We start from the raw sequence: 11,117 nt of genomic DNA, 5'->3' as shown, positions 1-11,117 counted from the left end.
TAGGCGGGCACCTCCTTTTTATAACAGCGAAGGGAGATCCCCGGCCAAGCCGGGGATGACAGTGAAAAAGGCGGGGATGACAGTAAAAAAGGCGGGGATGACAAGTGCAGCGGAACGAAGGGGTAGTGGAAGACACATGTTTACATGTGGCTGCAACGAGGGGAAGGCCTTCCCCTTTATATAAAAAAGGAGATCCCCGGCCAAGCCGGGGATGACAGTGAAAAAGGCGGGCACCTCTTTTAGTCGTCGTCTTCGGCGGGCTTCTTGGACATCTGCTTGCGCTTGATGGGGTCGAGCTCGTTCTTGCGCAGGCGCAAGATTTCGGGAGTGACCTCGATGCACTCGTCCTCGTTGATGAAGGTGACGCATTCTTCCAAAGTCATGCGGCGGTACGGCGTCAACTGGATCATGTCGTCGGCCGACTTGGAGCGCATGTTGGTGAGGTGCTTGCCCTTGGTGACGTTCACGGTGATGTCCACGTCGCGGTTGTGTTCGCCCACGATCATGCCCGGATAGACTTCGGCACCGGGGCCGATTATGAGGTAGCCACGGTCTTCGAGGTTGGAGAGCGCGTAGCTGGCGGCTTCGCCCGGTTCCTTGGCGATGAGTACGCCGTTCACGCGGGCCGGAATTTCACCCTTGTACGGCTGGTATTCCTTGAAGAAGGACTGCGTCACGGCGTAACCCTTCGAGAGCGAGAGCAGCTTCGGGCGGATGCCGATGAGGCCGCGGCTCGGTACGATGAACTCGAGGGACACGCGGTCGTTGTCGTCGGTGGTCATGTTGACCATTTCGCCCTTTCTCTGCTGGATTTCCTGGATGCAGGCGCCGCTGAACTCGTTCGGGACTTCGACCTTGAAGTCTTCGACGGGCTCGAGGAGCTTGCCGTTGTCGTCGGTCTGGAAAATCACCTGCGGGGACCCGATGGTGAATTCGTAGAGTTCGCGCCTCATGTTCTCGACGAGGATGGTGAGGTGCAAAATACCGCGGCCCGATACCTTGAACGTGGATGCGCCGTCGACCTTCTCCACGAGGAGGGCGGGGTCGGCCATGTGGGCGCGTTCCAGGCGTTCCTGGAGCTGGTTACCCGTCATGAACTTGCCGCCGTACTTGCCGGCGAGCGGCGAGGTGTTCACGGTGAACACCATGGAGATGGTGGGCGGGTCTATATGGATGCGGGGGAGGTGCACCGGGTTGCTCGTGGCGCTGATGGTGTCGCCGATGTCGAACGTGTCGAGGCCCGCGATAAGGATGATTTCGCCCGGACCGGCTTCGTCGACCGGCTTGGGGGTGAGGCCTTCGTAGCGCAGAATCTTCTGCGGGCGGATGGTCTTCACGGTGCCGTCGGTGAAGGCCTGGGCGTAGGTCTGGTTGGGCTTGATGGTGCCCTGCTGCACGCGGCCCACGGCGAGGCGGCCGAGGAACGTGGAGTATTCGAGCGAGGCAATCTGCAGCAGCGGTTCGGCGGCGGGGTCGCCCTTGGGGGCCGGGATGCGCTCGATAATCTTGTCCATGAGGATGCTGAAGTCTCCGTCCGGGTCTTCCACTTCGGCCTTGCAGATGCCCTTGCGGCCGCTGCCGTACACGTAACCGAAGTCAAGCTGTTCTTCGGTGGCGTTGAGTTCGCAGAACAGGTCGAACACCTTGTCCAAGGCGCCGTGCGGGTTGCAGCCGTCGCGGTCTATCTTGTTCACGACGACGATTGGGGTGAGGCCGAGTTCGAGGGCCTTCTGCGTCACGAAGCGGGTCTGGGCCATGGGGCCTTCGAAGGCGTCCACAACCAGAAGTACGCCGTCCACGGTACCGAGAACGCGTTCCACCTGGCCGCCGAAGTCGGCGTGCCCCGGGGTATCGACGATGTTCACGCGGTATCCCTTGTACATGACGCTCGTGTTCTTGCTGAGGATGGTGATGCCGCGTTCGCGTTCCAGGTTGTCGCTGTCCATCACGCGTTCGTTGACTTCTTCGTTTTCGTGGAAGGTTCCGCACTGCTTGAGAAGCTGGTCCACCAGGGTAGTCTTACCGTGGTCAACGTGGGCGATGATGGCTACGTTTCTGATTTTTGTCTGATCCATGGATTGCCTATGTTTTGTTGATTTTTGGGCGCAAAAATAGAAAAACATGGGGAAGGTGGCAAGTTTTTTACTATATTTAAAGACGTTATGGCAAAAGAAATCGACGAATTTGAAGATGAAGAAATGGACGAGTCCGCCAAGGCGTTTTTCGACGACGAAGAACTTGCCGAAAGCGAACAGCCCGAGGTCCGTGATTACAGCGAAAGACGCGTCTTGATTTGGGAAGACGACGACGTCCACCGCAACGCCTGCCTCGAGGTCCTCTCGGATTTGCTTGTCGGCGCAACCATCAAGGCCGTGAAGACTGAAGAAGAGGCCCTGGAGCAGATAGAGAACGAGGACTGGGACACGTTTGTCGTGGACTTCTACACCGAAGGTGTCTCGAGCAGCGACTTCATCAAGAGCGTGAACAACTATCCGGGCTCTATCCTGGTGGCCATCAACATGGGCCCGCTTACCCTGCCGGACGAACGCGACCCCGCCAAGACGGAACTGTTGCGCCGCCTGTTCGACATGGAACGCCCGAACACGCAGCTGCACGGATAATTTTTTAAGTCCGCAAAAAAGCGCAAAAATGAAAACCCTGCCTCGCGGCGGGGTTTTGTCTTATGTGCGGGTTAGCCGCATGTCTCGACAACGCCGGGGGTCGGGCCGCCTATGCACCAGCTGTCGGAATTTTCGCGGGAATCCCAGCGGTCTATGCCCAGGTGCGTGCTGAGCGGGTTCTTGGTGGTGGCGGAACTGTTGGGCACAAGGTTGTTCAGCACGGTGTCTTGCGTGGCGGAATAGAACAGCGAGTCTATAGGATTCCCGCCACAGGCGAGCACGATGCTCCCCTTGGTATTGGTGAGGTCGCCCCAGGTGGCGGTGTTGCGGTACTTTTGCGGCGTATTGGCCGATGAATCTCCGAATACGGCGGACTTGCCCGGGGCTATGTATTCGAGCGTGATGGGCCAGCCTTTGGATTCCTGCGAGGTGGCGCCGAGCGTGCAGCCCGCGAGCAGCAGCGTATCGAGCGTGCCGTTGTAGAGTTCGATGAACTCGTACTGCGTGGAATCGGAACGCAGGGGAGACGTCATGAATTCCGTGATGAGCAGGTCGCCCGGCCTGGGGGCGGTGCGCTTGGCGGGGAGCGCCGTGCTGATGTTCATGTTCACGTCGGCCGAGAACTTGATGTCGAAATGCACGTCGGCGCGGAGTGACTTTATCTGTAATTCGGGGACGGGGCTCGATTCGTCGAGCCGGAAAGTCTCGCTGACGCGGTAGATGTCGGTGCCCGTGGAGTCGCGCATGGTGATGGTGAGCCCGTAGTCGTAGCCGAGCGGGAGCATTTCGCTCTTGAATACCGCGGTGGAACCGGCGACCTGCATGGGGTAGGTGTAGCTCGCGCCGCCGCCTTCCAGCGTCATGGAACCGCTAGCGATTCCTGCCGGGTTCCTTAGCCCGAGCGGGATTTCCACGTAGACGAACCCGACGATGGCGTGCATCTGTATCGCGATGTCGATGGCGGTGCCGGCCTCGAGCCTGGCGGTGACTTCGCCCTGCTGCATCAGTGCCCCGTTGGCATAGAGCCTGGCCTCGAATTTCCATTTTTCGCTCGGGAAGAGGTCGAGTTCTATGTAGGGCGATTCCGGGTCGATGCTGTAGTGGAGCGTGTCGGCGCCGTAGCAGTCCAGCACCAGGCTGTCCGAAAGCGGTGCCCTGATGTAGTCGAGCTTCATGGTGACCGATGCGGTAGCCTGGATTGCGGGCCGGGCCGACGAGCTTTCGCTCTCGCTGCAGCCTGTCGCAAAAAAGGCGCATACGGAAAGAACCGCGCCGGCTAGGGCGCACGTTTTTAGGGAAGGACGCATGTATACCTCCTGTGGATTAGGGTGTCCTTACCTATAAAACGGATTTTTGCCCGGATTTGTTCCGTTTTTGAACTAAAAAATTAATGCTTTAGTCGGGACTAAAGCCTGAGTCGGGACTTTAAACTAAAGCTTGAGTCGGGACTTGCCGCCGGCGACGCGTTGCCCCTGGAGCTTTTCGGCGCACGCCTTGTCTTGCCGCAGAATCTTGACGAGGGCGCTCGGGCTGATGCCGAACGCTTGCGCCGCGGCCTTGGTGTCGCCGTTCTTGGCCGCCATGATGTCGAATACGTGTGCCACGAACAGCGGGAACAGCGCGTTTCCCGTTTGGATATGCCCGTTGCTGCCGGGGAAGGGAATTTCTTTTTCGGGAGGGGTCTCGCGGACGTTTAGCGCAAGCGCCATCTGCATGCGGTGCAGCGCATGGGTCCTATTTTCTTTGGCGCTTCTCGCTTCGCACGATTTGATTTCTAAATTGTATTCGCGTAGGGTGAGCCATACTCCGGTATTGGTCTTGTTGCGGTGCTGGCCGCCGGGACCGCTTCCCTGGAACCCCTTCTGGGTACAGGCGGAGAGCAGTTCATCCAGACTCATTCTAAGATAGGTATCGCGATGCATGACTTGAAAAATAAATTTCTTTTGTTGCCCCTGTTGCTGTTGGCGGTTGTTTTTGCGGCTTGCGCCGGTTCCGCCGACACGAAGGCCCCCGAGACGGCCCAGGAGAAGAACGCCAAGGTCCAGGAACGCGCCATGGACAAGCAGTCGGCGCTGGAACTCATGTTCCACAACTTCCTGGCGTCGGTTCGCGAAGGCGCCAGTGCCGAGACCCTGTACGATTTCTTGACGGACTCCTCGGAATACTGGCTCGACACGCTCGAGAACCATGCCCGCGTCTACAAGCCCGAAGACCTGGATACCTGCCAGTTCTACGAAGCCTACGTGATTCTCATGTACCGCCTTTACGAACGCGAGCACCTCTGGGAAACCGAAGAAGACCGCATGCTCTACATGCTCCTGAGCAAGAGCGGCATGCTCGACCGCTTTACCCGCCTCAAGCTCGGCCCCATGAAGGTCAAGAACGACCGCGGCAGCATCGGCCTTGCCAAGAGCCCCGAAGTGCCTATCATGCTTTTCGAATGGGATGACCAAACCTGGAAGCTGGACCTCCCGGGCACCATCCCGCTGATTACCAAGGGAATCGAGTCCATCGCGGTCAAGAAAAACTGGACGGGCCGCAAGCTCGCGCTCTACTGGATAGAGAAGGAATACCACATGACGTATTCCCGCCTCGACGAAAGCCTTCTGGAACCCATCGGATTCTAGGTGAAGATGAGACGCCTTGTTTTTAGCCTTGTCTTGCTCACCTTCGCCGTATGTGTGGTCGCTGCGAAGCCCGCTGCCAAGATTTACGGCGCGGTGAGCTCGAAGGAAGCTTTCAGCGGCGACCGCCTTTTCGCGGTGCTCGATTCCGTGGGCGGGACCGGCACGTGGATGGAGTGGGACGTGAACGGCGTGAAGGACCCCTCGGTGATGCTCGCGCTCGACCCGCTCCTGAAGCAGAAGGACAAGCCCGAGATGGTCTGGGTGCTGTCGGAACGTTCCAAGCCGCTTCTCGCCGTGCTCGTACCCAAGGGCAAGGGCGAGGTACTGCTCTTTTACGAGGTGGCCGCCTTCGACGCGAAGCCCGAGAAGCTTTCCATGAACCGCGTGCTCACCCCGTCGGTCGTGTTCCGCGACTACAGGCAGGTGGCTCCGGGGGAGTTCGTGCACCTGGACAAGCCCGACCTCAAGATAACGGCCAACGACAAGCGGGTGCGCTTTACCTACAGCAAGCCCGACAACACGCCGCTGCGTTTCGACAGCGACTATTCCAAGAAGACCTTCGTCGAGAAGCATGCGGAACTGCGCGACTACATGGACTTCTTGCGTTACGAGTATTCCCTGATGCTGCGCGCCTTTGTGCAGTCCACCCGCGGCATGTTCAACTGGCAGCCGTGGCACTGGTACATGCCCGAATGGAACGCCGGGGCGTTTATTAGCGAAAAAGAACTGGAGGCTATCTTGATGAAGGGCGTGAAACCCGAAATGTTCACGCTTTTCAAGAAAAAGGCCGCAGGGGGCGAAATCGTGGAAATGCGCACCAGCGGTAACGGATTCTACGAGATGACTGTTACCAACCCATAATCAATTTTGTAGTTTAAGAACGTGTTGATGTACAAGAGACTTTTTCTGGCTTTAGTGGCTTTCGCGGTGGCGTCTTTCGCGTCTTCGGTTGTCGAGGATACGCGTTCGCGGTTCGTGCTGAACGACGAGGTGATCGACGACGCGGTGCACCCCTGTGTGAACGACCTGGGCGAGGTGGTGGAAGGCTTCACGTTCGTCCCCGAAGACGCCTCGTACGAATCCGGCAACGCCGTGCCCTCGCGCATCTACCATATCGCGGTTCCGGGCAACGAGAAGCCCTCGGTCTCGGTGGCCGACAAGCAGGTCGTGCCGCTCAACAGGCCTTTCTGCAAAGGCGCCGGGCTAAAATTCGGCGGTACATCGGTCAGCGCCCCGTACCAGCGTGACGGCCTCTGGATTGTAGATGTGGCGGTCCCGCTTTTCGTGAAGCATGGCGGCTCGTTCGCCTTGAGGAAGAGTTTCAGGCTCGACGTCGGATTCCCGGCGGCGGGCACCGGGGTGAACCCCGGCGCGCGGGCGGTTTCGCGCGTACGGAACCCCAAGGGCGCCGCCCGCTTCGGCGTAGCGCAGTCCCCGCGCCGCAAGGCGCTACGCCGCGCCGCCGCCTCCGAGATTGCCGATGTGCATTTCCTGGCGCAGGTGCTGGTCGGCGACAAGAACATCTCTACTGTTGCCGAAGACGGCCTCTACGCCGTGAGTTACGCGGACTTCCGCATCGCCATGCAGGAACAGGGACGCCAGGACGACCTCCACGGTATCCGTGTCGACCGTCTCCGCATGTACGGCGCGTCGCCCGACACGCTGGCCGCGCAAGTCCCCGGGGCCGACCTCCGCGCCCCCACGCACCTCTTTGAAATCCCGATAGAAGTCCGCGACCACGGCGGTTCTTCGGGCAAGGGCAACGGAATCTTCGACGAAGGCGACACGATTGTGTTCGTCGGCTACGGCACCAGTTTCTGGAAGCGCTGCGACCGCGAAGACCCCGCGTTCGAGAACGGCAAGATGGACTACTTCTATTCCGTTTCTCCCTATTCCTACTACCAGCATTTTGCGCTCGGCTGGAGTGAATCCGGTACCGGCAAGCGTCTCGACGCCGGCGCCGCAGCCCCCTCGGGCTCCGGCAAGAACATCGACTGGCTCCGCTACGTGCGCGCCGAAAAGGACGTGTTCCTCCGCGATACCTATTACGGCAAGCCGCTGGAGTACGAGTCCACCACGGGCAAGGAATGGTTCTGGGTCTGGCACCACAGACTCGATACCACCGTCGTCGACGAGATGATTTTGGACATGCCCCAGACGAACAGCCTGGAAAGCATGGTAGATGGCGGCAAGCAGTATGTCGCCGTGTCGTTTTTCCCGCATCGCGCCGTGTGGGCCTCCGCCGTAGACGGCCGCAAGTCGCCCGACGGCCTTTCGGACCAGGTCCCGTCCCTGGAACTGTCGGGCAAGCCGCTCATAGAGCGCACGGAAAACGTGAATTTCACGTTCAAGGTGAACGGCCAGAAGTTCGAGAGGCGCTCGACGGCGCTGTTGCCTACGGGCGGATTCCGCATAGACAATCCCGGCCTGAAGAAATCGGGCAACAGGTTCGAACTCACGATGTTGCCGAACGACTTCCAGTACGACCGCTTCGACGGCTACTCGCTCGCTTACCAGTGGACTCCGGTTGTCGATTCCTCGGAATGGCTCTTGCCCGGCAAGGTCTCGGGAATCATCAACATCCCCGTGGGTTCCGCCTCCGACACGCGCGTGATGAAGTTCGTGAACCTGGAACCGGTCGGCCTGCTGAAAATCGCCAACGGCGTGGCCAAGGACAGCGTCTCTGCCGAAGACGACGTGCGTTACCTGGCGTACAGGTCCAGGAGTCTCAAGAAACCCGCCAAGGTCGTGGGCATTGCCGCGAAGCCTTCGGGCATGCTGGGCAACATCGCCAAGATAAATTCCGAAACGGAATACCTGATCATCACTCCCGACATTTTTGCGGCACAGTCCGTGTCGCTGGGCAATTTCCGCGCAAGCGATTCCACCGTGTTCCCGGTGCGTACCACGGTCGTTGCGGCAAGCGATATCTACCGCCACTATACGGGCGGCAGCGCCTCGCCGGTGGCCATCCGCAACTATATCTCTTACGCCTATTCCGTGTGCCCGTCGCTCAAGTTCGTGTTGCTGGTGGGTACCGGCCATTACGACTACAAGAACGTGGTGGTGTCGGCTACGAACTACATGCCGCCGTACGAAGTCGAAGACGCCGTGGTAGAGGATTTCTTTGCCGTGCTCGATTCCGGCGAGAACGTTCGCTTCGGCAATTACGACCTCGACGTGGCCATGGGCCGCCTGCCCGTGAACACTCCGTCCGAATTTTCCGCCTACATCGGCAAGGTCAGGGATTACGAGCAGGTGGGCAAGTACGATCACGGCTCGTGGCGTTCCAACATGTTGCTCTCTGCCGACGATGCGATGAACGGCACGACAAAGGACAACACAGGTCACACGACCTTTGCCGAAGAAATCGCGACAACGCTCGACAAGCTTTCTACCACGCTCAATTTCCGCTGGAACATCAAGAAGATTTACCTTATCGACTACACCTACGATGCCGCCGGCCAGAAAAAGGAGGCGTCGAACGACCTGCTGAACCTGCTGAACCAGGGAATCCTGATGACGTCTTATTACGGGCACGGCTCCAAGACGGACTGGGCCTCGGAAGGCCTCTTGAAGGTCGGTTACATACCGCGCCTCAACAACAGGGGCCGCTACACAATCTTGAATTCTTTCTCCTGTACGGTGGCGCGCTTTGACGACGGCATAGGGCGTTCGCTTTCCGAAGAATTCCTGGTCGCCCCGCGCGCCGGTTCCATTGCCTCCGTGGGCGCGACCCGCGAGACTCTGGGCCCGCACAACAGGACTCTCGGCAAGACGCTGCTCTCGAATGCGCTTAGCGAAAGCGGCATCACGTACGGCGAAGCCTTCCAGAAGCTCAAGAACAACGTTGTACGTTATTACTCGCAGGAACGCTACAATAACGAACGCTACGTGTACATCGGCGAACCCGTAATCAAGATGCCTATCGCCAAGAATACGGTGACGCTCGACAACCCTATCGATTCGCTCAAGGCGCTCGACAAGATGAAGATTTCGGGAACGGTGTCGAACATGAACAACGGCACCATCAGCGTATCGCTGCGTGAAGGCCGCGTGAACAAGAAACTCGGCCTCTCGATATACAGGGCCTCCGGTGTCGAGGACTCCGTGGGAGTCGTGTACGAAGGCGCCCTGCTCTATTCTGAAGACATCCCGGTGGTCGGGGGCCGTTTCGAGACGGAATTCGTGACTCCGAGAAAGCTGAACTTTGGCGATACCGCCGCCGAATTTTCTGCCTGGGCCTACTCCGCGAAAGACCGCAATATCGCGCGCCTGCTCAAGTCCAATATCATGATTTCGGGCATGTCGAGCTACGCGGATTCCCTGCAAGATTCTGTCCCGCCGATTATCAAGATACAGTCCTGCTATTCTGGCGGCCAGGCGACATCCTTTGCCGAAGGCCAGCACGTCAAATTGCAGTCTCCCGCCTGCCTGCAGGTGGTCATCGAGGATTCTACGGCTCTCGATTTCCGCGAACAGGCCGACGAAGGCATTTCTTTCGAGGTGACCGGCGTCGAGGATCCGTATCATCCGTATCCGTATATCGAACAGAGTTCCAGGCGCGTGGTGCTGCGCAAGACGTTTACCTCCGAGGCGTACCCCGAAGGCGAATACGAGTTCCGCGTGCAGGCGATGGATGTGCTTGGCAATACGGGAACGCGCAGGGTGTACGTGGAAATCACGGGCGAACTGAAAGACGGCCTTGCCGACGTGTTCAACGTTCCGAATCCGATGGGCAAGAAGGGGACCACGTTCTATTTCAAGAACCTGGCTGTCGACCGTGATTCACGGGTGGATATCTTTATCTACAACCAGAACGGCCGTCTGGTCAAGGTCATCAAGAACGCAGTCTCTGGCGTTACGCACTGGGACGGCCGCGACAACCACGGGCGTAAACTGGCCAACGGCCTGTATCATTATGTTGTACGCAACAACGTCGCCGCGGCAGGCGATTTCAAGAAGAGTACTTGGACAAAGAAACAGAAACTTTTAATTTCGAGGTAATAAATGGATTTGAGGGATAAGCCCGGTGTCGTGCAAAAATTTTTGGAACGCATGGTCCAGTTCAGGTTGATCTTTTTGTTCTTCTTGGTTCTTTTTTCTGTGATGTTTGTTGCGACGGGGTGGCAGGTGATGAGTTCGCTCCCGCTGGGCGCATCGGAATCCCTGGGAATGTGGATGGCCGACATGGGCGGTGAAGCCTTGGGCGGCGCGAAGTATCTCGGTGTCGCTGCGGTTGCGGCCTTTGTGCTTTTCTTTGTCTTTGGCGGTGTCAAGAGCGGCGTGGGCAGCTTGGTTGCCGTGGCGGCCTTTGTCGGGTCGCTCGTGCTGCTCGATGGTTCCGAGGGCATGCAGCTGGTGTTCTACGGCGTGTTCGCCGCGGTCTCGCTGGTGCTTTTGTTCGTGGCCAAGATAGGCCTTTCGAATGTGTTGTTCCCGTTCGCCCTTTCTTGGCTGCTGCTTACCGGATTCCTGGCTTGGTGCCCGGTCGCTCCCGATAACGCATGGCTTTCTTGGGCGGCGCTGAGCGCACTCGGCTTTGCGGGCGTTGTCGCGTTTGCGCTGAATGCCGGCAAGGAACTGGGCGAGGGGACGCCTGCGACGGGTGCCATTGTCAAGGCGGGCAAGCGCATGGTTTTGCCCGTGACTATCGGCGGCCTGTTGGCGGTAGTCGCGACGTCAGTGGATATGGCGCAGGTTACGGGCAGGCAGGTTGCCGGTGCCGCTGTGCTTTGGCTAGCCTTTGTCGTGTGGTTCTTCGGCTTTACCTTCGGGACTATGGCTTTTGCCCCGTGGGATCGCCTGCGCTCCGGTAGCCGCCGCGTCCAGATGAAGGACAAGAAAAAGAAGAAAGCTTAAGGCTTTT

Annotated in this window: 8 protein-coding genes; 5 read left to right on the top strand and 3 right to left on the bottom strand. The window is 58.8% G+C overall.

Translation table 11 applies throughout. From position 1 onward, the window contains the following. Positions 1 to 239: 239 nt before the first annotated feature. Positions 240 to 2,075, bottom strand: coding sequence for a translational GTPase TypA (gene typA / locus B3M32_RS04495; protein WP_290743857.1), 1,836 nt, complete (start codon positions 2,073 to 2,075; stop codon positions 240 to 242). An 87-nt stretch (positions 2,076 to 2,162) separates the two neighbouring features. Between typA and B3M32_RS04490 the strand changes: the two genes are divergently transcribed. After that, positions 2,163 to 2,621, top strand: a complete 459-nt coding sequence (locus B3M32_RS04490) for a hypothetical protein (RefSeq protein ID WP_290743855.1) — start codon at positions 2,163 to 2,165, stop codon at positions 2,619 to 2,621. A gap of 71 nt (positions 2,622 to 2,692) precedes the next feature. On the opposite strand, the gene B3M32_RS04485 is transcribed toward B3M32_RS04490, so the two are convergent. Next, positions 2,693 to 3,928 carry a lamin tail domain-containing protein gene (locus tag B3M32_RS04485; protein WP_290743853.1) on the bottom strand — a complete coding sequence of 412 codons (1,236 nt, stop codon included), beginning with the start codon at positions 3,926 to 3,928 and terminating at the stop codon, positions 2,693 to 2,695. A gap of 123 nt (positions 3,929 to 4,051) precedes the next feature. Continuing rightward, complete coding sequence (locus B3M32_RS04480; RefSeq protein ID WP_290743851.1) at positions 4,052 to 4,519, bottom strand: peptide chain release factor family protein; 468 nt, start codon at positions 4,517 to 4,519, stop codon at positions 4,052 to 4,054. 48 nt (positions 4,520 to 4,567) lie between these two features. Here B3M32_RS04480 and B3M32_RS04475 point away from each other — a divergent pair, with 48 nt between their 5' ends. From B3M32_RS04475 to B3M32_RS04460, 4 genes are read left to right on the top strand one after another with little or no spacing between them, the layout of a single operon-like run. Then, complete coding sequence (locus B3M32_RS04475) at positions 4,568 to 5,248, top strand: hypothetical protein (RefSeq protein ID WP_290743850.1); 681 nt, start codon at positions 4,568 to 4,570, stop codon at positions 5,246 to 5,248. A gap of 6 nt (positions 5,249 to 5,254) precedes the next feature. Next, a complete protein-coding gene (locus tag B3M32_RS04470) occupies positions 5,255 to 6,109 on the top strand; it encodes a hypothetical protein (protein ID WP_290743848.1) in 855 nt (284 codons plus the stop codon). 27 nt (positions 6,110 to 6,136) lie between these two features. After that, entirely contained in the window at positions 6,137 to 10,255 is a 4,119-nt protein-coding gene (locus tag B3M32_RS04465) for a C25 family cysteine peptidase (RefSeq protein ID WP_290743847.1), read from the top strand. Positions 10,256 to 10,258: 3 nt separating this feature from the next. After that, complete coding sequence (locus tag B3M32_RS04460; protein WP_290743846.1) at positions 10,259 to 11,110, top strand: hypothetical protein; 852 nt, start codon at positions 10,259 to 10,261, stop codon at positions 11,108 to 11,110. Positions 11,111 to 11,117: the final 7 nt, after the last annotated feature.

It is taken from the genome of Fibrobacter sp. UBA4309, from assembly GCF_002395745.1.
Lineage (GTDB): Bacteria > Fibrobacterota > Fibrobacteria > Fibrobacterales > Fibrobacteraceae > Fibrobacter.
The sequence above is the reverse complement of the archived record's forward strand: the minus strand, read 5'-3'. Positions and strand labels throughout refer to the sequence as shown.